Raw genomic sequence first — 23,842 nt, forward strand, 5'->3', positions numbered from 1 at the left:
CCCCCCCCCCCCCCCGCCCCTGCACGCCGCTCGCCGCCCCGCAGGAGGACGCCATGACCACGCCCCACTCCCCCGCTGCCCCCGGAGCGGACCGCCCGCTCGGCGTCGCTCTGATCGGCTACGCCTTCATGGGCCGTGCACACTCCCAGGCCTGGCGCACCGTCGAGGCCGCCTTCGAGGTCCCGCCGATCGCCCGCCGCGTGATCGTGGGACGGGACGAGCAGGCCGTCGCCGAGGCTGCCGACCGGCTCGGCTGGGAGGAGCACGGGACCGACTGGCGCGAGGTCATCGGCCGCGAGGACGTCGACATCGTGGACGTCTGCACCCCCGGCTTCCTCCACGCCGAGATCGCGATCGCCGCCCTCGAGGCCGGCAAGCACGTGCTCTGCGAGAAGCCCCTCGCCAACGACACCGCCGAGGCGGAGGCGATGGTCGCCGCGGCCGAGGCGGCGCAGGCGCGCGGCCAGGTCGCCGCGCTCGGTCACACCTACCGGCGCGTCGCCGCACTGCGCCTCGCGCGGGCGTACGTGGAACGGGGACGGCTCGGCACCATCCTCCAGGTCCGCGCCGCCTACCTGCAGGACTGGCTGGTGGACCCCGCCTCCCCGATGAGCTGGCGCCTGCGGAGGGAGACCGCCGGCTCCGGCGCGCTCGGCGACATCGGCTCGCACGCCATCGATCAGGTCCAGTACCTCACCGGTCAGCGCGTCACCGCGGTGCGGGGCCGCCTCGCGACGCTCGTCCCCGAGCGGCCCGGTCCCGACGGCCCCGAGCCCGTCACCGTCGACGACGCCGCCTGGGCGACCCTCGAGCTCTCCGGCGGCGCGATCGCCTCGATCGAGGCGAGCCGCATGGCGACCGGCGCGAAGAACCAGCTGACCGTCGAGGTGTACGGCACCGAGGGGGCGCTGCGCTTCGACCTCGAGAACCTCAACGAGCTGTGGTTCCTGGACCGCACCCTCCCGGCCGAGGAGCAGGGCTTCACCCGCGTGCTCGTCACCGAGGGGTCCCACCCGTATCTCAGCGCCTGGTGGCCCTCGGGGCACATCCTGGGCTGGGAGAACTCCTTCACCAACCAGGCCCGGGACCTCCTCGTCGCGATCTCCGGCGGCGAGGCCTTCTCACCCGACTTCGCCGACGGCCTCGCCCTGCAGCGGGTGCTCGACGCGATCATCGCCTCCGACGCGGCCGACGGGGCGACGATCACCCTCTGAACTCCCTTCGAGCTCCCGCTGCGCTCCTGCCGAGCCCGCTCTGAGCCCCCTCCGAGCCGCCCACGCCAACCCCGCCGCCGACACCCCACCTACCTGCATCCGACCTTGACGCCCGTTGCGAAGGAGCACCGACCATGGCTCATCCCCACACCCTGTACACCGGCCAGTGGGCCGATCTCACCCTCGACGAGGTCGCGGAGCTCGCGGCCGGCTGGGGCTACGACGGCCTCGAGATCGCCGTCGCCGGCGAGCACCTCGACGCGAGCCGCTGGGACGACGCGGACTACATCGCCGAGCGGCTCGGGATCCTCGAGAAGCACAGGCTGAAGGTCTGGGCCATCTCCAACCATCTCAAGGGCCAGGCGATCTGCGACGACCCCATCGACTTCCGCCACCAGGCGATCGTCGGCCCCGCGGTGTGGGGCGACGGCGACCCGGAGGGCGTGCGGCAGCGCGCCGCCGAGGATATGAAGAACACCGCCCGCCTCGCGCAGAAGCTCGGCGTCGACACCGTCATCGGCTTCACGGGCTCGAAGATCTGGAAGTACGTGGCGATGTTCCCGCCCGTCGGCCAGGACGTGATCGACGAGGGCTACCAGGACTTCGCCGACCGCTGGAACCCGATCCTCGACGTCTTCGAGGAGTGCGGGGTGCGCTTCGCCCACGAGGTCCACCCCTCCGAGATCGCGTACGACTACTGGACCACCCAGCGGACGCTCGAGGCGATCGGCCACCGCGAGTCCTTCGGCCTGAACTGGGACCCCTCCCACTTCATGTGGCAGGAGATCGACCCGGTCTCCTTCATCACCGACTTCGCGGACCGCATCTACCACGTGGACTGCAAGGACATCCGGGTGCGTATGACCGGCCGCAACACCCGCCTCGGCTCCCACCTGCCCTGGGGCGATCCGCGGCGCGGCTGGGACTTCGTCTCCTTCGGCCGCGGGGACGTGCCCTGGGACGCCGCCTTCCGGGCGCTGCGCTCGATCGGCTACGAGGGCCCGATCTCCGTGGAGTGGGAGGATGCCGGCATGGACCGATTGCACGGCGCCGAGGAGGCGCTCGCCTTCCTGCGTTCCCTGGACTACCCGGCCTCCGAGGTGTCCTTCGACGCCGCGTTCAGCAGCGAGGGCTGAGCGCATGTCCCCGACGCATCTCGACGAGCGGGAGGCCCTCGCCGCCTCCTTCCTCGCGCTCGGTCCCGCGGCCCCGACGATCCTCCCCGGGTGGGACGCACGCGAGCTGATGGTGCACCTGCTGCTCCGGGAGCGGTACAGCGCCCTGGTGCCGGGCCTGCGGATGCCGGGGCCCTACGGGGCGCGGGCCCGGGCCGTCGAGGGCGAACTGCGTGCCGCGGACTGGGAGACGCTCGTCGAGCGCCTGCGGGAGGGACCCGGCCGCCTCTCGCCGCTCGGCGCGATCGACCGCCTCAGCGGCCTCGCCGAACAGCTGATCCATCACGAGGACCTGCGTCGGGCGCAGGACGGCTGGGAGCCGCGCGGTCCCGGCGCGGTCTCCCAGGAGGACGCCTGGCGGGCGGTACGGCTGATGGCGCCCCTGACCCTGCGGGTCCCGGTGCGGGTGCTGCTGGTCTCGCCGCTCGGCGGGGCCCGGGTAGGCTCCCGCACGGCCGACGCGAGCGTGCGGGTCCACGGCGAGCCGGTGGACCTGCTGCTCTGGGCGACGGGGCGGGAACGGGTCGCGCGGGTGCGGGTGCACGGCGACGACGCGGGCCGACGGGCGCTCGCCGCAGGAGGCCGCGGCCTCTGACGCGAGACCTCGCGGGCCGCGACCTCTGACCATGGGGTTCGCGGCGTCTGCCGCGAGGATCCCGGCGCGCTCTGCTCAGCCGCGCTCGAGCAGGAACAGCCGCGGGTGGTGGCCCTTCTGGAAGAAGCGGTGCTCGCGGATCGGCCGCCAGCCGACGCGGTCGCCGTCGAGCACCGCGTGCATGCGGGTGATCTCGTGGGTGAGGATGCCGAGACGGGCCTCCGGGGCGGCGAGTTCCGCGGCGCGGCGCAGCAGGTCCGCGAGCAGCTGCTGGTTGCTCTCGTGCTCCCCGTGGAGGGTGCCCCACGGCGGGTTCGTCACGATCCGGGTGAAGCCCGGCTCGATCTTCGCCGTGCGCACGTCGCCGACTTGCCAGTCGATCCGACCGCGACGGCGCGCCGCCCGCTGATGCCGTTCGGCGGCCTCGATCGCCGCCGGGTCCAGGTCGATGCCGTGCGAGCGTGCGGGAGCGACCTCGTGCAGCTGTTCGACCAGGAAAGTGCCGGATCCGCAGGTCATGTCCAGCAGCGAGTCCTCCTCGCCGATCTTCAGCAGGTCGAGGACGGTCGCGGCGATCGTCGCGTTGACGGCGCCGGGGTAGTTGATCACGCGCCAGGCCCGCGTGGAGAGCGGTCGCGGCGTGGTGCGCAGCAGCACCTGCCAGGTGCCCGCCTCCCGTCCGCGACGCACCCGCACGACGAGGTCGCCGTCGGTCGCCGGCGCGACGCCGGCGAGTTCCGCGATCGTCTCGGCGACCCGGAGCATCTCGGGGGTGTCGGAGCCCGCGGCCTCGAGGCGGAGCCCCGTGAAGCGCTGGCGCGGCCGCTGCCGGGCCACGTCCTCGAGGAGGGTGCGGAGCCGCTGCTGCACCGAGGTCTCGAGCAGCTCGCGCGGTCGCCGCGCAGGCACGGTGAGGGCGGTGGAGGCGGAGACCGCGCGCCGCAGGGACCGCACCGCGTCGAGATCGTCCGTCTCGAGAGCGAGCTCGGTGGGGGTCACGATCCGGGCGGGGCCGAGACGGGAGGCCTCGACCAGGGCGGCGTCGGCACAGCCCCGGAGGACCTCGAGCACGAGCTGATGGACGGCGGTCGGCACGGAGGGACCTTCCTTCGGTGGGCGGCGGCGTGATCTGTGCAGGCTACCGGCTGTGAATGCGCGACTGTGCAGGTGGGTGTCGGTAGACTCGCGGGGTGTTCATCGTGAGTGTGTGTTCCCTGAAGGGCGGCGTCGGCAAGACGTCGGTGACCCTGGGCCTGGCCTCGGCCGCCCTCCATCAGGAGGTGAACACCCTCGTGATCGATCTCGACCCGCAGGGCGACTCGACGCTCGGCCTGCTGGGCGAGCCGGCGAGCACCCTCGACATCGCGGAGGTCCTCACCTCGCCGCGCACCGAGACGATCGACCGGTCGATCATCGATGCGCCCTGGTCGAAGGACGCCGCCTCGCACCTCGACATCATCCCCGGCTCGAGCCGCTCGGCGGTGCTCGACGCCCCCGCCCCCGGCCCCCGGGAGGTGCGGCGCCTGCGCGACGCCCTCGACAAGCGCACCCACCAGTACGACCTGGTGCTGATCGACTGCCCGCCGTCCCTCAACGGCCTCACCCAGATGGCCCTCGCCGCGTCGGACCGCGCCCTCGTGGTCGCCGAGCCGGGCTTCTTCGCGGTCACCGCCGCGGATCGCGCGCTCAAGCTCGCCGCCGAGATGCGCGAGGAGGGCATCGCGCCCCGACTGCATCCGCTGGGTCTGGTCGTGAACCGGTACCGTCCGCGCTCCGTCGAGCACCAGTACCGTCTCGCCGAGCTGCGGGACCTGTTCGGCGATGCCGTGCTGGAGCCGGTGATCGAGGAGCGCGTCGGCCTGCAGCAGGCCCAGGGCGGCGCCGTGCCGCTGCACACGTACGAGGGGGCCTCCGGCAAGCGGCTCACCGAGGACTTCGATGCCCTGCTGAAGACGGTCCTGGACTCGCGCCAGCACTCCTGAGCGAGCCGGGCACGAGCCCGAGCACGAGAGAACGGCGGGTCCCCTTCCCCAGGGACCCGCCGTTCTCGGTTCGGGGCGGCGCGCAGGCCGCGAGATCAACCGGCGCGGCGGGAGCGGCGACGGGCCGCCAGCTCGTCCTGCAGCGCGAGGGCGGCGTCATCCGCCGGGTTGATCCCGGGGAGCACGGCGAGGTCGTTCTCGACCTCGCGCCACACGCGCCCGACGGCGATGCCGAACACGCCCTGGCCGCCCTGGACCAGATCGAAGACGTCCTCGGCGGAGGTGCACTCGTAGACGGAGGCGCCGTCGCTCATGAGGGTGATGCCCGCGAGGTCGTCGATGCCGCGCTCACGCAGGGCCGAGACCGCGACGCGGATCTGCTGCAGGGAGACGCCGGTGTCCAGGAGTCGCTTGACGACTTTGAGCACCAGGATGTCGCGGAATCCGTAGAGGCGCTGGCTGCCGGAACCGGTCGCCCCGCGCACGCTCGGTTCGACGAGGCCGGTGCGCGCCCAGTAGTCCAGCTGGCGGTAGGTGATGCCGGCAGCCTTGCACGCGGCGGGACCGCGGTAGCCGAGCTCCCCGGGCGTCTCGACGACGTCGTCGAAGAGCACGCCCTGTGCGGGCTCGGCGGGCACGGTCGACTGCTCAGTGCGGTCGTCGCCGTTCATGGCGTTCACAGCTACCTCCGGATCTGGCTCTCAGAGGGGGAAGGGTGAGAGCACGCTGACAGAGTATCCCCTCCCCCGCGCACCGGGACACCGGCGCGCCGTGGGGTGGGGCACCTCAGATCACGGGACGATGACGATCCGCAGTCAGGCGCGCTGCTCTCAGCCCTCCCGGACTTTCCGCCGCAGCATCGCGCTGTGCAGGGAGATCATCGACTCGCCGAGGTCGCGGGCGAAGTCCTCGGCGCCACCACGAGCCGCGGGGTCGCCGGTGCGCGACCGGGGCCGCGCGACGGAGCCGATCATGTGCGCCTCGCGCTCGGCGGAGGTGCGCAGCATGACCAGGTGACGGGGGTGCAGTCCCACCTCGGCCAGGTCGCGGGCGGAGGTGACGATCTCGAGCTCCGTGGGGCCGTAGAACAGCGCGCCTTCGGGGAGGAATCCGTACTGCTCGAGCTCGATCAGGAAGTCGTCGTCGACCCCGGCGCGCGCCGCGAGACCGCGGCGATCCAGGCGAACGGCCTGCACCGCGGCCGTCGGCCCCGGACGGGAGGCGATCGAGGTGACCTCGGGATCCACGCCGTGCGAGAGGAGGTGCTCCTTGATGACCTTGAGCGGCCAGAAGCGGTCCCGCTGGGCGCGCAGGACGAACAGCAGACGGTCGACGTCCTCCGGGCGGTACTTGCGGTAGCCCGTGGAGGTGCGCTCCGGGGAGATCAGGCCCTCGGACTCGAGGTAGTGGAGCTTGGAGTGCGAGAGGTCCGGGAACTCGTCCCGGACGGCGTCCAGCACCTGGCCGATGCTGAGCCGCGCCGGCCCGGACGAGCCCGGCCTGCGCTTCGCGGAGGCCGGCATCCGCTCAGGCCCTCCCGGTGAAGGGGTGGTAGGTCAGGCGGTACTTGCCGATCTGCACGTCCTGCCCGGGGCTCAGGCGCAGCTCGTCGACGCGGTCCTTGCCCACGTAGGTGCCGTTGAGCGACCCGAGATCGCGCACGAGGAAGGCGTCGCCGTCGCGCACGAAGGCCGCGTGCTTGCGGGAGACCGTCACGTCGTCGAGGAAGATCTCGCAGTTCGGGTGGCGACCGGCGATGGTCGTGTCCGAGTCGAGCAGGAAGCGCGCCCCGAGGTTCGGGCCCTTGCGCACGATGAGCAGGGCGCTGCGCGGCGGCAGGTTCTCGATGGCGCGGCGGTCCTGCGAGGACAGGCCCGGCTCGACCTCCTCGAGGGGGTCGCTGGGCGAGATCGCGCTCAGCTTCGACGTGTGGTCGAGATTCTCGTCGTTCCACTCGGTGTTCCCGGACACCCCGCACCCCTTCCTGGACTACTGTCCGCGACCTCTGACTCGGTCGCGGGCCGCGCCCCCGGTCGGGGTCGCGCGCGGCGCTCCTGCTGGTGAACAGGAAACCGCCCGTCCCATCCTCGCACGTCCGCCCCCGCTCAGGGGACGATCGGGCCAGCCTGCGGCGAGGATTTGACGATCACTTGACCACCTCGGAGTGCTCGGGGTCGGTCAGCTCGACGACCGCCTCGATGCGCACGTCGTCCTCGCTCGCGATCGCGAGGGTGCCGCCGTCGGCCGCGACGGAGTCGGCGGAGCCTCCGGGGATCCGCAGCGCGGGGTCCATCACGTCGGGGTCGCCGATCGCCCGCACCGTGTAGGGCGGGCGGACGACGGTGCCGTCCACGAGCAGCGCACCGTCCTCGTCGCTGGTCACCGAGGTGGAGGCGACCACGCGCACGTCCCCGATCTGGATCACCTCGGCACCGGCGTTGCGCAGCTCCTGGATCACGCCGAGCAGGGTGGAGGGACGCACCTTCCGCCCGGGATCGGAGATCGACACGACGATGCCGCGACCCTGGGCGGGGGCGGTGCCGGCGATGATCTCGAGCTGCTCGAGGCGGTCCTCCGCGGCGGCGCGGGCGACGGCGTCGTCCTCCTGCCCGCTGCGGAGGTCCTCGAGGGTGCGATCGAGCTCCGCGTTCTCGAGCTCCAGATCCGAGACGTGACGATCCGACTCGTCGAGCAGCCGCACCAGCTCCTGCTGCGAGGCGCCCTCGAGGGAGTCGTCGCCCTGGCGGACCTGGATCGCGATGGACACACCGAGGAGCAGGCAGAGCAGGCCGACGATCACCTGGGACCGGGTGGCGCGCGGGCGGAGGGTCCGGCGGAGGTTCGACCAGGCCCGGTCCTGGTCCGCGCGGGTCTCGGGGATGCGGGTGCCGTCGCTCATGACCGGAAGAGGCGGCGTCGGATCGCCGCCGCGTTGGAGAAGATCCGGATGCCCAGCACGACCGTCACCGCGGTCGACAGCTGCGGGCCGACCCCGAGCTGATCGCCGAGGAACACCAGCAGGGCCGCGATCAGCACGTTGAACAGGAAGGAGGTGATGAAGACGTGCGCGTCGAAGGCGCCGTCCAGACTTGCCCGGAGGCCGCCGGCGAGGGTGTCGAGGGCAGCGACCACGGCGATCGGCAGATAGGGCTGCAGGGCGACGGGGACGTCGGGCTGCAGGACCAGCCCGAGGGCGATGCCCAGGGCGAGTCCGAGGACGGCGATCATGCGGGATCCTCCGAGTCGGGGTCGTAGACGGTCGCCTCGCGCAGGGTGCCGGCGGGCCGGGCGGGAACGGTGAGCTCCTCACCGGTCTCCCAGGTCATCAGGAGGGCGTAGCGCTGCGTGACGTCGGTGAGATAGGTGCCGGCCTCGCCGCTCTCGACGCCCTCTCGGAGGGCGTCGGGGTCGCCGAGGGCGGTGATCCGGTAGGGCGGGGACAGGGCGCGGAAGTCGACGAGGACCGCCGAGCCGGCGGTGCGGATCGCGGACGTGGCGGTGAGGCGCTGGCCGTTGATCGAGATCGCCTCCGCACCGGAGGCCCAGAGACCGTTCACCGCGATCTGCAGGTCGCCGTCGGTCACGCGGTTGACGGTGCCCTCGGCGACGCCGGGGCTCGGCGGGAGCGGGTCGGAGTCGTCGAGCTGCAGCACCACGCCGGACCCGGTGAGGGCGGTGCCGCCGCTCGCGACCTCGACGCGGCCCACGGCCTCCGCGGCGCCGGGGGCGGTGTCGTCGAGGACCTTCTGCTGGGCACCGGCGACCTCGTCGCCCAGCTCGACCTGGCGGGCCTCGAGCTCGTCGGCCTCCGCCCACGAGTCCCGGACCTCCTGCTCGAGGAGGGCGCGGGGGCTGTCCTCCGCGCTCGCCCGGTCGCGGAGGTCCGCGGCGGCGATCGCGACCGCGGCGCCGAGCACGACGGCGAGCAGCAGCGTGAGCAGCTTCGTCAGCCGCGAGTCGGGCGGCGGGGTCTCGGCGATCGGGTCCTGGCGGCGCAGCGCCTCGACGTCGTAGGGGTTCGCGGTGAGGGCGCGCAGAAGCGAGGTCGGCGAGTAGGGGGTCTCGCCGTGGGGGGTGCTGTGGTCCCGCTCGCGCATGCCGCCACCATACGGTGCGCTGGGTCCCGGAGGCGTCAGCCGAGCGAGCAGGCGACCCCGTTGAAGCCGTGGTTGCAGTAGCCGCCGGGGTTGCGGGCGAGGTACTGCTGATGCTCGGGCTCCGCGGTGTAGTACGCACCGTTCCCAGCCTCGGCGAGGGGGGCCAGCTCGGTCGTGATCGCGCCGCGACCGGCGTCATGGAGCGCCTGCTGGTAGCGGCGCGCGGAGTCGCGCACCACCTCGCCCTGGGCGGGCGAGGTCCAGTAGACGGCGCTGCGGTACTCGGTGCCGACGTCGTTGCCCTGACGGTTCGCGGTGGTCGGGTCGTGCTGCTGCCAGAACTCGGCGAGCAGGGCGCGCAGGGTCTCGTCCCCGCCGCGGTAGATCACGCGCACCGCCTCGGCGTGCCCGGTGCGGGCGGAGAACACCTCCTCGTAGGTGGGGTGCGGGGTGTAGCCGCCCGCGTAGCCCGCGGAGGTGGTGTGCACGCCCGGGATCTGCCAGGCGATCCGCTCGATGCCCCAGAAGCAGCCGCCCGCGAGGATCAGCTCCTCGGTGCCCTCGGGCCAGGGTTCGGGGTCCTCGGGCGCATCGGGGCCGAGCATGTCGGTGCCGAGAACGAGGTGCTCGCGCAGGAGCGGGTACGGGGTGGTCTCGCGACCCGGGAGGGCGTCCTCCGGGGAGACCATCTCCTTCTTGTGGGCGTACAGGAGATCCATCATCTGCCACATGGGACGAACGCTAGTCCTGCACGGGGTCGGGGGCGAGATGGGTGACGGTTCCGTCACCCCTCTCGCCCCCGCCGCACCCGGATCAGCGGGTCGGATCAGCGGGAGGCGACCAGCGCGCTGCCGACGAGAGCGCCCTGGGCGTCGGCGACCGGGGGTTCGTCCCCGCCGTCGGACGGAGCACCCGCGGGCGGCTCCCCGCCACCGGGACCACCGCCGCCCTCCGGCGCGCCGCCGCCCATCGCTCCCCCGCCGCCCATGCCGCTGGTTCCCGGCTCGGTGGTGGGGTCGATCGCGACGGGGAGGGCGACGGTGAAGCCGCCGTTGACGTCCCCGTCGACCGTGGCGAGCTGCAGCTCTCCCCCGTCGTCACCGAAGACGTTGTCCGAGTCCAGGGTGATCTGGGCGAGGTTCTCCGTCGAGCCGTCATAGCCCGCGGTCGCGTACACCGTCTCGCAGACGTCCTGCGGGATCGCGACCTGCGAGGTGGCGAGCAGGTTGTCGGTGCTGGTGATGGACTCGAGGTCGGGGTAGACCTCGAAGTGGATGTGCGGCCAGCGGCCCGCGTAGCAGCCCGGCATGATGCTCGTGAAGGTGACGGTGCCGGTCTCGTCCGCGACCTGCACGCCGCGCAGGAAGTTCTCCTCCTCGAGACCCTCGGAGTAGAGGGAGTAGAGGCCATCGGCCGTGCAGTGCCAGACGTAGACGGCGACGCCCTCGTAGGGCGCGTTGTCGCTGGAGAGGTCGGTGATCGTGAGGCTCAGCGTCATCGGGACGCCGCTCGCGGTCGCGGAGCCGGTGCCGAAGCTGGTGGTGAGGTCGCTGCGGACCACCTCCGACTCGGTGAGGACGGTGACACCGTTGGTGCCGTCGGCCGGATAGGGGCCGTTGGTCTCCTCGGGGATCTCGCCGTCGGCGGTGGTCGCTGCGGTCTCTCCCCCGCCGTCGCTCGCGCCGCCGGACCCGGAGGCGCTGCAGGCGGCGAGGCCGAGCGCGGCGCCGCCGGCCGCGAAGGCGGCGAGGGCCGCACGGCGGGTCGCGAGGGTGCCCAGGTCGAAGGCGAGGCCCTGATCGCCGAGCGGCTCGTCGGCGTGGGCGAGGGGCCGGCCCTCGTAGCGGAGGGTGCCGTCGGGGTCCTCGGTGATACGGGGGTCCTGCGAGCGCGGATCCTGGGGGCTGGGGGCCTGGGTCATGGTTCTGCCTTCCGTGGTGGGGATGGCGAGGACGCTACGGAGCGTCCTCATGCTCCGGCCCAGGCTCGGCTGTGCGCCGGCTGTGCACCGAGATTCGGTCGAGTGCCGCAGGTCACGCGCGTCCCGATTCGCTTCCGCGGCCGGGCTCGGGGTACTGTATTCCTCGGTCCTCCGGTGACGGAGGGCACTCGGGCTGTGGCGCAGCTTGGTAGCGCACTTGACTGGGGGTCAAGGGGTCGCAGGTTCAAATCCTGTCAGCCCGACCGAGGATCGGAGCCGTCCTTCCGCACTGCGGGAGGGCGGCTTCGTCGTTCCCGGGCGAGAGCTCCGCCGGCGGGAAGGGACAGGGTCCGCCGGCCCGAGGGGTGCCCTGCCGGTACATCCCCGATCGGGGACTCCCTCGCCCTCTCGCGCCGCCGCATCCTGGATCAGGCCCGAGGACGCGCGCCGTCGGTGCTCCGTGCGGCGCCCCGCCCCGGGCGGCATCCCCACCGATCTCCAGGAGTCCCCCGTGAAGGCAGCCGTCATGTACGGGGCCGGCGACATGCGCGTCGAGACCGTCCCCGATCCCTCGATCATCCGCCCCACCGACGCCATCGTGCGCACGGTCCGCACCTGCATCTGCGGCTCGGACCTGCACCCGTACCGCGGCATGGCCGCGCAGGAGCACGGTCAGTCGATGGGTCACGAGTCCCTCGCCGTGGTGGAGGACGTCGGCGCCTCCGTCACCTCGGTGACGCCCGGTCAGCTGGTCGTCGTCCCCTTCGCGTTCTCGGACAACACCTGCCCCGCGTGCCGCGACGGCTTCCACACCGCCTGCCCGCACGGTGGCTTCTACGCGACTCCGGAGACCAACGGGCTGCAGGCCGAGTTCGCCCGGATCCCGCAGGCCGACGGCACGCTGGTCGCCGTCCCGGACGTCGACCCGGCCACTGCCGACGAGTCCCTCTTCGCCTCTCTGCTCACCCTGTCCGATGTCTACCTCACCGGCTACCACGCCGCGCACATGGCGCAGGTCCGCCCCGGGCAGAGCGTGACCGTGGTGGGCGACGGCGCCGTGGGCCTCTCGGCGGTGCTCGCCGCGCGGCAGCTCGGCGCCGAGCAGATCATCCTCATGGGCCGCCACGTCACCCGCACCGACCTCGGCCGCGAGTTCGGTGCCACGGACGTCGTCGCCGAGCGCGGTGACGAGGGCGTGGCGCAGGTCCTCGAGCTCACCGGAGGCCTCGGCTCCCACGCGGTGCTCGAGGCGGTCGGCCATCTGCCCGCGTACGAGCAGTCCTACCGGGTCGCCCGGACCGGCGGGGTCATCTCTCGCGTCGGCGTGCCGCAGTACGAGGAGGCCGGCGTCGGCTTCGGCTCCCTCTTCGGCCGGAACCTGCGCCTCGCCGGCGGTCCCGCCCCGGTGCGCGCCTACCTCGAGGACGCGATCGCCCAGGTGCTCCGCGGCGACATCGCGCCGGGGAAGGTCTTCGACCGCATCGTGAGGCTGGACGAGGTCCCGGCCGGCTACACCGCGATGGACGAGCGGACCTCCCTGAAGGTCATGGTCGACCCGTCCGCCGTCTGATCGGAGCGTTCGTCGAGCGGGCGACCCGGGGATCGGGCGGCCCGCTCGGGGTCACGGCAGGATCGACGCCGCCACGGGAGCGCTGTCACTGCAGGATCGGCGGCTGCGGCTCGGCCCAGTCGATGGCGTCGGCCCGCAGTGCGTCCCGCACCCGGGCGATGTCCGGATTCGCCTCCGCTCCGGCGCGCTCGACGAGGAAGAGCGTGTTCAGCGGGCCGTCGCAAGGACAGTCGAGCTGCACCAGTCGCCCGGTCGCGAGATGCTCGAGGCACAGCGAGCGCGGCACCACCGCGTACCCCGCACCGCGGGCGATGGCACCGACCACGGCATGGAGGCTCGGCACCGTGAGCGCCGGGCCGATCGGCGGCTGCGCGCCGAACACCGTGCGCCAGTAGCGGCGCACCATCGGCATCTCCTCGGCATCGGCCACGAGCGGCACCGACCGCAGCGCGCTCGCGAGGGACTCGGTCCCCTGCAGCCTCTCCGCCCAGGAGGGGGAAGCGACGAGCAGGTACTCCTCGTCGGTCAGCGGGTAGGAGACCAGGCCCCCGCCCCGCGGCCGACGGGTCGTGATCGCCAGGTCGTGCGTCCCCTCGCGCAGCTCGGCGAGGAGCTGCTCCGTACCGCCCTGGGCGATCCGCACCTGCACGCCCTCGCCTACGAGCGGTGCGACCCCCGGCAGCAGCCGGGTGCACAGGAGCTCCGAGGGGGCAGCGAGGTGCACCGGCGCGGGACGGCCGCCCGCTCCGCACGCCTGCTGGTCGAGGCCCGAGAGGGCGTCCAGCGGCTCGGCCACGCGCGCCGCGAGGCCGTGCGCGGCGCCGGTCGGCTCCACTCCCCGCGGCCGACGCTCGAACAGCTCGTGGCCCATCTGCGTCTCGAGGGTGCGGATCTGCGCGGTCACCGTCGGCTGGGACAGCCCCAGATGCGGCGCGGCCGCGGTGAACGAGCCGCTGCGATAGACCGCGAGGAAGGTGCGCAGCAGGTTGAGGTCCCCGCCGGGCAGCTCCCGCGCACCGGGATCGGAACCCCCGGCGGCGGTGCGGGGAGGTCGGCGGGCGGTCGGTGCGGCGGACATGCCGACGATGCTACCAGCGGCGCACCCCAGACCCATCACGTCATCGATACCCGCCATCGGTCCAGCTATTGGTCAGTCGATGCCACGCGGGTCTAGCCTGTCCTCGACACACCGGCGTGGGGGCTCCGCCGGGGTCCCCGTGCGCGACCGTTCCGGAAGGACACCCATGACCCGCACCCTGTTCACCCCGATCCGCCTGCGCGACCTCGAGATCCGCAACCGGCTGTGGGTGCCGCCGATGTGCCAGTACTCCGCACTCGGCCTCGACGGGCGAGCCACCTCCTGGCACCTCATGCATTACGGCGCCCTCGCCCGGGGCGGCGCCGGTGCGATCATCGTCGAGGCCACCGGCGTGGTCCCCGAGGGACGCATCTCCCCCACCGACCTGGGGCTCTGGGACGACGCGCAGCGCGATGCCCTGGCGCCGATCGTCGAGCTCGCGCACGCGCAGGGCGCCGCGATCGGCATCCAGCTCGCCCACGCGGGCCGCAAGGCCTCCACCCACCCCGAGTGGGGCACCGACGGCAGCGGCAGCCTCACGGCCGACGAGGGCGGCTGGCAGACCGTCGGACCCTCCGCGATCCCCTTCCCCGGCCTCGACGCGCCCGTCGCGCTCGACGCCGACGGGATCGACCAGGTCGTGGAGGCCTTCGCCGCCGCGGCGCGCCGCGCCGTCGAGGCCGGCATGGACCTCGTCGAGATCCACGCCGCCCACGGCTACCTGCTGCACGAGTTCCTCTCGCCGCTGAGCAACCAGCGCACCGATGAGTACGGCGGCTCCCTCGAGAACCGGGCGCGGCTGCTGCTGCGGGTGGTCGACGCGGTCCGCGCCGTGATCCCCGCGGGGATGCCGCTGCTGGTCCGGCTCTCGGCCACCGAGTGGGTCGACGGCGGCTTCGACCTCGAGGAGACCGGACAGGTGGGCCGCTGGTTGGGCGAGCACGGCGTCGACCTGCTGGACATCTCCACCGGGGGGAACATCACCCCCGCCCCGATCCCGGTCGGCCCCGGCTACCAGACGCCCGCCGCGACCTCGGTGCGCGCCGCCTCCGGGCTGCCCGTCGGCGCCGTGGGCATGATCGACGAGCCCTTCCAGGCCGAGCAGATCCTCGCCACCGGCCTCGCCGATGTGGTCCTCGTGGGCCGAGCGCTGCTGCGGGATGCGAACCTGCCGCTGCACGCCGCACGCGCCCTGCGCGTCGAGGACCCGTACGTCCCCGCGCAGTACCGCCGCGCCCACCGCTGAGCCGGAGCGGGGTGATCGGGCTCCGTCCATCAAGGGGACGTCAGCGGCCACAGACCTGCTATCTGCAGGCCTGGTGCCGCTGACGTCCCTTTCGTGGACGGCACCGACGGTGAAGCCGGGCGGGCGAGGAGAGGAGCTGGAGGAAGACGTCCCTGGAGAGGGACGGGCAGGCTCCGCGGCGTGACCTGCGCGTCATCCCGGCGATCCGGGCACGGGCGCTCCCCCGCCGCTCGGCCCCGCGCTCCTAGACTCCCGCCATGAGCATCGCCCTCTCCGACACCTCGACCACCGCCGCGCACCGCTACGTGATGACCTTCGTGTGCGAGGACCGTCCCGGCATCGTCCATGCGATCACCGGTGCGATCGTCGCCGTGGACGGGAACATCGCCGAGAGCCGACAGTTCGAGAGCGGCGACTCCCACCGCTTCTACATGCGCGTCGAGATCGTCACCGCCGCCTCCCTCGACGAGGTGCGCACCGCGCTCGCCGAGGTGATCGACCGCTTCGGCCTGGAGGCGACGATCGACCGCGTCGGCCGACCGCTGCGGACCCTGATCCTCACCTCCACGGCCACGCACTGCGTCAACGACCTGCTCTACCAAGCCTCCACCGGGAACCTGGCGATCGAGGTGCCGCTCGTGCTCGGCAATCACGAGACCCCCGCCCGCTTCGCCGAGTTCCACGGGGTCGCCTTCGAGCACCGCCCGGTCACCTCGGCCGAGGAGAAGGCCGCCTTCGAGGACCGGGTGCGGGAGGCGATCGTCGAGCACGACGTGGAGCTGGTGGTCCTCGCCCGCTACATGCAGATCCTCTCCCCCGAGCTGTGCGCGGACCTCGCGGGGCGGTGCATCAACATCCACCACTCGTTCCTGCCGGGATTCAAGGGCGCGAACCCGTACCGCCAGGCGTATGCCCGCGGGGTGAAGCAGATCGGGGCGACCGCGCACTTCGTGACCACCGACCTCGATGAGGGCCCGATCATCGAGCAGGAGGTCATCCGCGTGGACCACACCCGCTCCCCGCGCGAGCTGATGGCGCTCGGTCAGGACACCGAGGTGCGCACCCTCCGCCAGGCGGTGGGCCTGTTCGCCCAGTCGCGGGTGCTCCTGGACGGCAGCCGGACGATCGTCTTCCGCTGACGGGACGGGCAAGCCGCATCCACCTCTGACGGCACCGGCCGGGGGCGACCGACGTCGACGGCGGTCCTCAGCCCTTGACGCCGCCGGCGGCCGCGAAGCCCTGACCCAGGTTCCGTCCGAGGAACAGGTACAGCGCCACCACGGGCACCGAGTAGAAGATCGAGAAGGCCGCGAGCTGGCCGTACGCCACCTGCCCGTACTGGGAGGAGAAGGTGTACAGCGTCACCGCGGCCGGCAGGTTCTCGGGGCTCAGCAGCAGCATGAAGGGTACGAAGAAGTTCCCCCACATGCTCACGAAGGTGAAGATCGTGGCGACGGCGAGACCCGAGCGCATCAGCGGCAGCACGATCGAGAAGAGGGTGCGGTACACGCCGGCGCCCTCGGTCCAGGCGGACTCCTCGATCTCCAGCGGCACGCCGTCCATGAACCCCTTGGTGAGGAAGATGGCGTACGGCAGCGAGCTCGCGCCGAGGAACAGGATCGCCCCGCCCATCGAGTCGATGAGATTGACCTGTACGAACATCGAGTAGACCGGGATCATGATGGCCGTGATCGGCAGTCCGGTGGAGAAGATGATCGTCAGCAGCAGCGGCCGCTTGGCGCGGAACCGGTAGCGGCTGAGCGGGTAGGCGCAGAGCACGGCGCTGAGCATCGTCACGATCGTCGCACCGCCGCACAGCACCAGGGAGTTCCACAGGGGTCGGAAGGTGGTCTCGGTATTCCAGATCGCGGCGTAGTTGTCGAGGCTGAAGCGCTCCGGCCAGGACACCGACAGCGAGGCCTCGGTGTCGAAGGAGGCCAGCACCACCCACAGCAACGGGATCAGGAAGGCGACGCCGATCAGCACCATCGCGAGGCTGCTGGCCAGGGAGGTGCCGGCGGCGCGGCTGGGCCGACCGCGCCGGGCTCGCGGGGCCGACGACGGGGACGTGCCGGACTCGGCCGACGGTCGAACCTGGGTGGTGGTCATCGCTTGTCCTCCTCCGGCAGCAGGCGCAGATAGATGAGCGAGGCCGCCGCCCCGATCAGCAGGAGCAGCAGGGCCACGGCCGTGCCGTAGCCGAGCTGCCCGTAGGAGAACGCCTGCTCGTACATGTACAGCGGCAGGGTCTGGCTCTGCCGGGCGGGGCCGCCGCCGGTCATGATGAAGATCAGGCCGAAGACGGAGAGGGTCTGCAGCGTGGTCAGCATCAGGTTGGTCGCGATCGCGGGCCGCAGCAGCGGCAGCGTGACCGAGACGAAGCGCCGCACGGGGCCGGCGCCGTCGAGCGCCGCGGACTCGTAGACGTCCCCCGGGACCGAGCTCAGCGCCGCCGAGTACACCAGCATCGAGAACGCGGCGCCGCGCCAGATGTTGGCGAAGGAGACCGCGATGATCGGCGCGCTGAAAAGGAGGTCCTGGGCCGGCAGACCGATCGTGGTGAGCAGGGCGTTGAGGCTGCCCGCGTCGGCGAAGAAGGTGTAGAGCAGGTACCCGGCGACCACCTCGGGAAGGATCCACGCGGCGATCACGATCGAGGTGACCGCGAAGGTGATCACGCGGTTCGCCCGCTCGATGAGCAGCGCGAGGATCATGCCCAGCACGTTCTGTCCGATCACCGCGGAGATGATCGTGAACAGCAGGGTCAGCACGACGGCGTTCCAGAAGTCGCCGTCGGTGAGGGCGTCGGTGAAGTTGGCGACGCCGACGAAGCTCGTGTCCGAGGCGCCCTCGCCGCGGATGGCGCTGTCGGTGAAGGCGAGGTAGAGGGAGTAGAGGATCGGCCCCAGCAGGAACAGGAGCATCAGCAGTGCGGCGGGGAGCATCGGCACGGCACGCGCGGCGGTCAGTCGATCACCGAGACGCGTCCGACGGGTGGGCAGTTCCGCGGCCCGGGCGTCCGGACGGCTGCCGGTGGTGGTGGTGGCGGTGGTGCTCATCAGCTCTCCTCCTGCACGTTCTCGGCGCCGACGATGTCCCGCACGGTGGCGTCGTAGGCGGCCTGCGCCGCCTCCGGGGTCGCGCCGGTGAGGACCGCCTCCATCGCCTCCTGGATCGCGGAGGACACCTCCGGGTAGGCCGGCAGGGCGGGGCGGTAGTAGGACGTCTCGAGCAGCGCGGTGAAGTACTCGACCGCGGGCGAGTAAGAGAGGTACTCCTCGACCGCGGCGACGTCCTCGCGCACGGTGATGTGGTTGTCCGCGATCGCGTAGTCGACCAGGGTCTCGGTCGAGACCAAGGTGGTCAGGAAGGAGAACGCGAGCTCCCGATCGGTGACGTGCTCGGGGATCGACAGCCCCCAGCCGCCCGCGAGGGTGACCGTGCCGGTGCCGCCGCCGTCCTGGGTGGGCATGTCGGCCAGACCCACCTCGTCGGGCCAGGTCGGCCAGGGGCGTCCTGCCGTCTCCGTCCAGTTCTGCGAGATCCAGGAGCCGTCCATCAGCATCCCGAGCTTCCCGTCGGGCAGCAGCGAGGTGTAGATCTGCTCGGAGATGTTGGGGTCCAGCAGCTGGCCGAGCGGGAGGGTCAGCTCCTCGTCGATCAGCGTGCGCAGGAAGCCGAGGGCGTCGCGGAAGCCCGCGGAGCCCAGCACCCACTTCGCGGAGTCCGCGTCGTACAGGCCGGTGCCGTCCCCGGTGCCGTAGAGCAGCATCTCGAAGCCCTGCATCGACGCCTTCTCCCCCTGCGGGGTGCCGGCGAAGAGGAAGAACGGGGTCGCCTCGGAATCAGACTCCTTGATGGCCCGGGCGGCGTCGAGGATCTCGTCCCAACTGGTGGGCTGCCAGTCCGCGGGCAGTCCGGCCTGCTCGAGCACGCCGCGATGGAACCAGATCGCCCGGGTGTCGGTGGTGATCGGCACGCCGTACACCTCGCCGTCCTCGCCCGTGACGGCCTCCTTGGAGGCGTCGGCGATGTCGCCCCAGTGCTCCCAACCCTCGACGAGATCGGTGATGGGCTGGAGATAGCCCGCCCCGACGTCGCTGAGCAGGATGAAGGAGTCCTCGTAGACGAGGTCGGGGCTGGTCCGCGGAGAGCTCATGAGCAGCTCGTTCTTGGTGAAGTAGTCGTTCTCCGCGGCGACGATCGGCACCAGGTCGACGACCAGCTCCGGGTTCTGCGCGGAGAACTGCTCGGCGGCCCGGGTGATCCACTCCTGCTTGATCGTGTTCGAGCCGAACTGCTGGAACGCGATGCGGATGGTGCCGGGGTCGCGGCTACCGCCGCTGCAGCCCGCGAGCGCGCTGAGCGGGAGCAGGGCGGCCGCTCCCGCGGTGAAGCGCAGGAAGGTGCGGCGATCCGCGCCAGGCCGGATGGTCGGTGCTGGGGGCACGAAGTCCTCCTCGTTGAGTCTCTCGCCCTCGACGGTAACGGATCGGTCACGTTTCCGACGAACCGGGTGTCCGGCCCGGCGTGCCGCAGGAGCGCCCGACCGACTGTCGCACTCTCGCCCCGGAGCGACCGTCAGCGCCGCGGACGGGCTCGACCGACCCCCTGCGCGGCCTCCGCGTCGGCGTAGCGCATCCCGGGCGGGACCTGCGCGAGCTCGAACCAGCTCGCCGCCCGCGGCAGCAGACGCACGTCCTGCCAGGGCACTTCGAATGCCGGGTCGCGCCACAGCGTCAGGCCGATCTCGTCGCGGCGTCCGCTCGCGACCAGCGCGAGCCGGCGCAGCCGCGACAGCGGATGCGGATCGGCGCGGGCCGCGTCGGGGATCGCGACGGCACCGCCGAGGTCGAGTCGCCAGACGGTCTCGCCCCAGTGCAGCTCGGCCGCCTCGGGGGTTCCGACGATCACCGCGGGTGGTCGCAGGTCGGCGGTGCGTACCGGGCTGGGCGGCAGCGGGTCTCCACGCGTCAGCACCTCGCCCTGGACCCACGCCCCGGGCAGGACGAGGCGTCCGCCGACGGCGACGTCGACCAGCAGCGCCTCGCCGAAGGGGCGCAGTGGTGCGCTGAGCTCCCCGCCGTGCCGCATGTCGCGGCGGGGTGCGGCGAGGACCCTCACCTCGGCCAGGTCTCCCGGACGGTCGGTGAGCGGGATCGAGACCCGTGTGCCGGGGAGGGGCGCGCTCGCTACCGGGCGGCGGACCGCCGGGCTCATCGGCGGAACCGCGCCTCGGGGCGGTCCTCGAGGGCGATCGCGAGCATGTCCGTGAAACGGTCGTTCATCGGCGGCGGCTCCACGACCGGGTACCAGCGTGCCTCGGTGTTCTCCCCGTCCGCCGGGTGGGGCTCGCCGTCCACGTGCACGCACAGGAAGCAGAGGTCGAGATACTGGGCGCGGTCGCCGTTGGCATAGACCATCGGCGGCAGGCTGCGCACATCGATCAGGCGCTCCGCCCGACAGGTGACCCCGGCTTCCTCGAGCACCTCCCGCTCGGCGGCGACGGCCGGCTCCTCCCCCGGGTCGATGATCCCGGTGACCGGGGTCCACTGGCCGTTGTCGCGGCGGCGCACTGCGAGCATCTCGGTGCCGTCCGGGGACAGCACGATCGCCGTCACTCCGGTCATCCACAGCAGGTCGTGGCCGATGCGCTCGCGCAGGGACAGCACGAAGTCGGGGGTGGCCATGGGCCTCCTCGGGTTACCGGGTGCGGGGCGGCTCAGCCGCCGGTGATCGCGGGAATGGTCGCGACCCCCATGATCAGCACGAACACCACGATGTAGAACACGAAGAAGAGCACGATCAGGCCCAGGGTGACCCAGAAGATGATCCAGCCGACCTTGTTCATCGTCTGCGCGCTGGACGGATTCGTGTCCAGCTGCACGAGCGCGATGATGCCGAAGATCGCCGGGAGGGTGCCGCCGCACAGCAGCCCGAGGACGATCAGCAGGATCGCGTTGTTCTGGATCGCCTTGCGGTCATGCATCGTCGGTGCCGTCCCGGGTCAGTCGGTGAGAGGACGCCCGTGGGCGTCGCGGAGGAAGGACTCGCTCTTGGCGAGGACCATGATGCCCTCGATCAGTCCCCACCAGGCACCGAGACCGCAGGTCACCACGGTGACGACGATCTGGATGATGCCGATGGTGGTGTAGCCCATGAGGAAGCGGTGCACGCCGAAACCACCGAGGAAGATGCCCAGCAGTCCCACGAGGAGACGGCTGGGGGCCTCGCCGGCAGGCGCTCCGGTTGCGCCGGGCTGCTGGGCGTACGCGCCCTGGCCCACCGGAGCGGCGCCGGGGGCCGGCTGGCCGTAGGCCTCGGAAGCGGATGCGCCCGGGGCCGCCGGGGACCAGGACTGCTCGCTCTGGCCGTAGGGGTCCGCGGCTGACGAGGCCGAGCCGGGCTGCTGCGCGAACGGATCGGCGGCCGGGGGCTGCTGGCCGTACGGATCCGCGGCCGACTGCTGGCCGTAAGGATCCGCGGCCGACGGGGCCGAGCCGGGCTGCTGCGCGAACGGATCGGCCGGGGGCTGCTCGGACGCGCCCTGCTGACCGTAGGGGTCCGCCGGGGGCTGCGCCCAGGGGTCCTGGCCGGAGGAGGCGTCGTGTCCGTTGCCCTGGGTGTTCCAGGAGCCGTTGTCACCGGGGTTGCTCATGGGCACCACGATAACTGCTCCACCACCCGTCGCACACCGCGGCGGGCCGGGTGCGCCGTCCGGCTGCCGCTCAGCGCCGGCGCTTCTCCCGGATGCGCACGCCCAGCACGATCGGCGAACCGGTGAACTCGAAGTCCTCGCGCAGACGGCGCTCGATGAAGCGTCGGTAACCGTGCTCGAGGAAGCCGCTCGCGAAGATCACGAAGCGGGGCGGGCGCGTGCGGGCCTGCGTCGCGAAGAGCACGCGGGCCTGCTTGCCGCCGCGCAGGGGATGCGGATGCGCCGCGACCAGCGTGCCGAGGAAGGCGTTGAGCCGACCCGTCGGGATGCGTCGGTCCCAGGATTCGAGGGCGCGCTCGAGCGCGGGCACGAGCCGCTCCGCGTGCCGACCCGTTTCCGCCGAGATGTTGACCCGGGGCGCCCAGGCGACGTGGGCGAGATCCTTCTCGATCTCCCGCTCCAGCTGCTGGTGACGCTCCTCGTCGAGGAGGTCCCACTTGTTGAAGGCGAGCACGAGGGCGCGCCCGGACTCGAGGACCATGTCGATGATCTTGAGATCCTGGGTGGAGATCGGCTCCGAGGCCTCGAGGAGCACGATCGCCACCTCGGCGCGGTCCAGCGCCGCGTGGGTGCGCAACGAGGCGTAGTAGTCCGCGCCCTGCGACTGCAGCACGCGGCGGCGGATGCCCGCGGTGTCGACGAAGGTCCATTCCTTGCCGCCGAGGGTGATCTTCTCGTCGACGGGGTCCCGGGTGGTGCCGGCGACGTCGTCGACCACCACGCGCTGCTCCCCCGCCAGGCGGTTCAGCAGCGAGGACTTGCCGACGTTGGGACGGCCAACGAGCGCGACGCGGCGCGGCCCGTGGTCGACCGGGGCGCCACGACCCTCCTCGGGCATCGCGGCGACGACGGCGTCCAGCAGGTCGCCGGAGCCTCGGCCGTGCAGGGCGGAGACGGGATGCGGCTCGCCCAGGCCGAGGTTCCACAGGGCCGCCGCCTCGAGCTCCCCGCGCTGGTCGTCGACCTTGTTCGCGACGAGGACGATCGGCACGTTCGCGCGGCGCAGCACCTTGAGCAGCTGCTCGTCGGTGGTGGTGATGCCCACGTTCGCATCGACGATGAACATCACCACGTCGGCGAGGGAGACGGCCACCTCGGCCTGCTCCGCGACGCGGTAGGCGATGCCCTGGACCCGGTCCTCCCAGCCGCCGGTGTCCACCAGCCAGAAGTCCTTGCCGGTCCACTCCGCCTCGTAGAAGACCCGGTCGCGGGTCACGCCGGGGCGATCCTCGACGACCGCCTCACGGCGGCCGAGGATGCGGTTGACCAGGGTGGACTTGCCGACGTTGGGGCGGCCCACGACGGCCACCACGGGCAGGTTGCGCTGGATCCGGTGGACGGACTCCTCCGTCTCCTCCCCCGCGAGCAGGGCGAGGTCCTCCTCGTCGAGCTCGTACTCGGTCAGGCCCGCGCGCAGGGCGGACTCGACCTCGTCGTCGCTCGGGCCCTCGCCGTCGGCGCGCAGGGCCGGCTCGGGCGCACCGTGCTCGGCCTCCTCCTGGACGGCCTCGGCCTCGGCCACGAGCATCAGCACCCGCTCGACGACGTCCTCGATGTCGAGCCCGGTGGTGTCGAGGGCGTGCACCCCCTCGGCGGGGGTGAGGAACTCCGAGACGGTCGAGTCGTCACGGTCGCGGCGCAGCACCTGGTCCGCCATCCGCGCCCGGGTCTCCTCGCTGTCCTCGAGCTCGAGCTCCGCGGCGCGCCGGCGCATTCGCTCCTCGTCGCTCGCGGTGAGGAGCACGCGCACCTGGGCGTCCGGGGCGACGACCGTCGTGACGTCGCGGCCCTCGGCGACGCAGAAGCCCCGCTCATCGGCCGCGGCGTAGAGCAGCTCGCGCTGGCGGCGCTGCAGGATCGCGCGCACCAGGGTGTTCGTGGCCACGGCGCTGACCCGCTCGGAGATACGTTCGGTGCGGATCTCGGCGGTGATCTCGTGACCGCCGACGGCCACGCGGGCGCCCGCGGGATCGGTGCCGAGATCGAGGTCGAGCGTCTCGGCGACCGCCGCGACCGCCTCGTGGTCGGCGAGATCGATGCCGCGCTCGAGACAGGTCCAGGTCACGGCGCGGTACATCGCGCCGGTGTCGAGCATGCCGCCACCGAGCGCGTCGGCCACCAGGCGGGAGACGGTCGACTTGCCGGATCCGGCCGGGCCGTCGATCGCGATGGCGATCCCCCGGGCGGGACCTGCGAGGGCGGAGGGGTCGTGCGGCGCGCTGGTGTGCATCCCTGAAGGATACGGG

25 protein-coding genes and 1 tRNA gene are annotated in these 23,842 nt (G+C 72.3%); 8 read left to right on the top strand and 18 right to left on the bottom strand.

The genetic code is table 11. The features are described from left to right. The first annotated feature begins 53 nt into the window (after positions 1-53). The 3 genes from ACZCAH_RS03005 to ACZCAH_RS03015 all read left to right on the top strand — a co-directional run bounded on the left by ACZCAH_RS03005 (position 54) and on the right by ACZCAH_RS03015 (position 2,984). Positions 54-1,214, top strand: coding sequence for a Gfo/Idh/MocA family protein (locus ACZCAH_RS03005; protein ID WP_464339651.1), 1,161 nt, complete (start codon positions 54-56; stop codon positions 1,212-1,214). A gap of 134 nt (positions 1,215-1,348) precedes the next feature. After that, positions 1,349-2,350, top strand: coding sequence for a sugar phosphate isomerase/epimerase family protein (locus ACZCAH_RS03010; RefSeq protein WP_464339652.1), 1,002 nt, complete (start codon positions 1,349-1,351; stop codon positions 2,348-2,350). A 4-nt stretch (positions 2,351-2,354) separates the two neighbouring features. Beyond that, positions 2,355-2,984, top strand: a complete 630-nt coding sequence (locus ACZCAH_RS03015) for a TIGR03085 family metal-binding protein (protein ID WP_464339653.1) — start codon at positions 2,355-2,357, stop codon at positions 2,982-2,984. A gap of 75 nt (positions 2,985-3,059) precedes the next feature. Here the strand turns inward: ACZCAH_RS03015 and ACZCAH_RS03020 are convergent, their stop codons facing one another. Then, positions 3,060-4,079 (bottom strand): methyltransferase, encoded by a 1,020-nt coding sequence (locus ACZCAH_RS03020; protein ID WP_464339654.1) that lies wholly within the window; start codon positions 4,077-4,079, stop codon positions 3,060-3,062. Between the two features lie 95 nt (positions 4,080-4,174). Here ACZCAH_RS03020 and ACZCAH_RS03025 point away from each other — a divergent pair, with 95 nt between their 5' ends. Then, positions 4,175-4,966 carry a ParA family protein gene (locus ACZCAH_RS03025; RefSeq protein WP_329748361.1) on the top strand — a complete coding sequence of 264 codons (792 nt, stop codon included), beginning with the start codon at positions 4,175-4,177 and terminating at the stop codon, positions 4,964-4,966. Between the two features lie 95 nt (positions 4,967-5,061). Here ACZCAH_RS03025 and ACZCAH_RS03030 read toward each other — a convergent pair whose 3' ends face one another. From ACZCAH_RS03030 to ACZCAH_RS03065, 8 genes are all read right to left on the bottom strand, one after another. After that, the gene (locus tag ACZCAH_RS03030) at positions 5,062-5,646 is read right to left on the bottom strand and encodes a MerR family transcriptional regulator (RefSeq protein WP_464339655.1); all 585 of its coding nucleotides are present in this window, start codon (positions 5,644-5,646) and stop codon (positions 5,062-5,064) included. A 150-nt stretch (positions 5,647-5,796) separates the two neighbouring features. Then, complete coding sequence (gene ftsR / locus ACZCAH_RS03035) at positions 5,797-6,489, bottom strand: transcriptional regulator FtsR (RefSeq protein ID WP_464339656.1); 693 nt, start codon at positions 6,487-6,489, stop codon at positions 5,797-5,799. Between the two features lie 4 nt (positions 6,490-6,493). Then, the gene (locus ACZCAH_RS03040; protein WP_464339657.1) at positions 6,494-6,937 is read right to left on the bottom strand and encodes an FHA domain-containing protein; all 444 of its coding nucleotides are present in this window, start codon (positions 6,935-6,937) and stop codon (positions 6,494-6,496) included. Between the two features lie 175 nt (positions 6,938-7,112). Next, positions 7,113-7,865, bottom strand: a complete 753-nt coding sequence (locus ACZCAH_RS03045) for a DUF881 domain-containing protein (RefSeq protein WP_464339658.1) — start codon at positions 7,863-7,865, stop codon at positions 7,113-7,115. Continuing rightward, on the bottom strand, positions 7,862-8,194 hold the full coding sequence (locus tag ACZCAH_RS03050; protein ID WP_329746740.1) for a small basic family protein: 333 nt from the start codon (positions 8,192-8,194) through the stop codon (positions 7,862-7,864). Before ACZCAH_RS03050 ends, ACZCAH_RS03045 begins: the two co-directional genes overlap by 4 nt. Continuing rightward, the gene (locus ACZCAH_RS03055; protein ID WP_464339659.1) at positions 8,191-9,063 is read right to left on the bottom strand and encodes a DUF881 domain-containing protein; all 873 of its coding nucleotides are present in this window, start codon (positions 9,061-9,063) and stop codon (positions 8,191-8,193) included. Before ACZCAH_RS03055 ends, ACZCAH_RS03050 begins: the two co-directional genes overlap by 4 nt. Positions 9,064-9,098: 35 nt before the next feature. Further along, positions 9,099-9,794, bottom strand: a complete 696-nt coding sequence (gene msrA / locus ACZCAH_RS03060) for a peptide-methionine (S)-S-oxide reductase MsrA (RefSeq protein WP_464339660.1) — start codon at positions 9,792-9,794, stop codon at positions 9,099-9,101. A gap of 95 nt (positions 9,795-9,889) precedes the next feature. Further along, positions 9,890-10,984 (bottom strand): intradiol ring-cleavage dioxygenase, encoded by a 1,095-nt coding sequence (locus ACZCAH_RS03065; RefSeq protein ID WP_464339661.1) that lies wholly within the window; start codon positions 10,982-10,984, stop codon positions 9,890-9,892. 189 nt (positions 10,985-11,173) lie between these two features. Between ACZCAH_RS03065 and ACZCAH_RS03070 the strand changes: the two genes are divergently transcribed. After that, positions 11,174-11,247, top strand: a tRNA-Pro gene (locus ACZCAH_RS03070). A 248-nt stretch (positions 11,248-11,495) separates the two neighbouring features. Next, a complete protein-coding gene (locus ACZCAH_RS03075; protein WP_464339662.1) occupies positions 11,496-12,554 on the top strand; it encodes an alcohol dehydrogenase catalytic domain-containing protein in 1,059 nt (352 codons plus the stop codon). 85 nt (positions 12,555-12,639) lie between these two features. Here the strand turns inward: ACZCAH_RS03075 and ACZCAH_RS03080 are convergent, their stop codons facing one another. Beyond that, positions 12,640-13,632: a LysR family transcriptional regulator gene (locus ACZCAH_RS03080; RefSeq protein WP_464339663.1), complete on the bottom strand. Its 993-nt coding sequence runs from the start codon at positions 13,630-13,632 to the stop codon at positions 12,640-12,642. A gap of 166 nt (positions 13,633-13,798) precedes the next feature. On the opposite strand from ACZCAH_RS03080, the gene ACZCAH_RS03085 reads away from it, so the two are divergent. Further along, positions 13,799-14,878, top strand: a complete 1,080-nt coding sequence (locus ACZCAH_RS03085) for an NADH:flavin oxidoreductase/NADH oxidase (RefSeq protein ID WP_464339664.1) — start codon at positions 13,799-13,801, stop codon at positions 14,876-14,878. Between the two features lie 257 nt (positions 14,879-15,135). Continuing rightward, entirely contained in the window at positions 15,136-16,017 is an 882-nt protein-coding gene (locus tag ACZCAH_RS03090) for a formyltetrahydrofolate deformylase (RefSeq protein WP_464339665.1), read from the top strand. Between the two features lie 67 nt (positions 16,018-16,084). On the opposite strand, the gene ACZCAH_RS03095 is transcribed toward ACZCAH_RS03090, so the two are convergent. The 8 genes from ACZCAH_RS03095 to der form a co-directional block, all read right to left on the bottom strand. Beyond that, positions 16,085-16,987, bottom strand: coding sequence for a carbohydrate ABC transporter permease (locus ACZCAH_RS03095; RefSeq protein ID WP_464339666.1), 903 nt, complete (start codon positions 16,985-16,987; stop codon positions 16,085-16,087). Continuing rightward, a complete protein-coding gene (locus ACZCAH_RS03100; RefSeq protein WP_464339667.1) occupies positions 16,984-17,937 on the bottom strand; it encodes a carbohydrate ABC transporter permease in 954 nt (317 codons plus the stop codon). The genes ACZCAH_RS03095 and ACZCAH_RS03100 overlap by 4 nt, the downstream gene beginning before the upstream one ends. Continuing rightward, positions 17,937-19,328 carry an extracellular solute-binding protein gene (locus tag ACZCAH_RS03105; RefSeq protein ID WP_464339668.1) on the bottom strand — a complete coding sequence of 464 codons (1,392 nt, stop codon included), beginning with the start codon at positions 19,326-19,328 and terminating at the stop codon, positions 17,937-17,939. The genes ACZCAH_RS03100 and ACZCAH_RS03105 overlap by 1 nt, the downstream gene beginning before the upstream one ends. 131 nt (positions 19,329-19,459) lie before the next feature. Continuing rightward, positions 19,460-20,098, bottom strand: coding sequence for a hypothetical protein (locus ACZCAH_RS03110; RefSeq protein ID WP_464339669.1), 639 nt, complete (start codon positions 20,096-20,098; stop codon positions 19,460-19,462). Then, positions 20,095-20,568 (bottom strand): NUDIX hydrolase, encoded by a 474-nt coding sequence (locus ACZCAH_RS03115; protein ID WP_464339670.1) that lies wholly within the window; start codon positions 20,566-20,568, stop codon positions 20,095-20,097. Before ACZCAH_RS03115 ends, ACZCAH_RS03110 begins: the two co-directional genes overlap by 4 nt. A gap of 32 nt (positions 20,569-20,600) precedes the next feature. Then, a complete protein-coding gene (locus ACZCAH_RS03120; protein ID WP_464339671.1) occupies positions 20,601-20,867 on the bottom strand; it encodes a hypothetical protein in 267 nt (88 codons plus the stop codon). Positions 20,868-20,885: 18 nt separating this feature from the next. Next, positions 20,886-21,536, bottom strand: coding sequence for a TM2 domain-containing protein (locus tag ACZCAH_RS03125; protein WP_464339672.1), 651 nt, complete (start codon positions 21,534-21,536; stop codon positions 20,886-20,888). Between the two features lie 70 nt (positions 21,537-21,606). Then, on the bottom strand, positions 21,607-23,826 hold the full coding sequence (der, locus tag ACZCAH_RS03130; RefSeq protein ID WP_464339673.1) for a bifunctional cytidylate kinase/GTPase Der: 2,220 nt from the start codon (positions 23,824-23,826) through the stop codon (positions 21,607-21,609). Positions 23,827-23,842 lie beyond the last annotated feature (16 nt).

The sequence above is a fragment of the Brachybacterium sp. B718/18 genome, assembly GCF_055454375.1.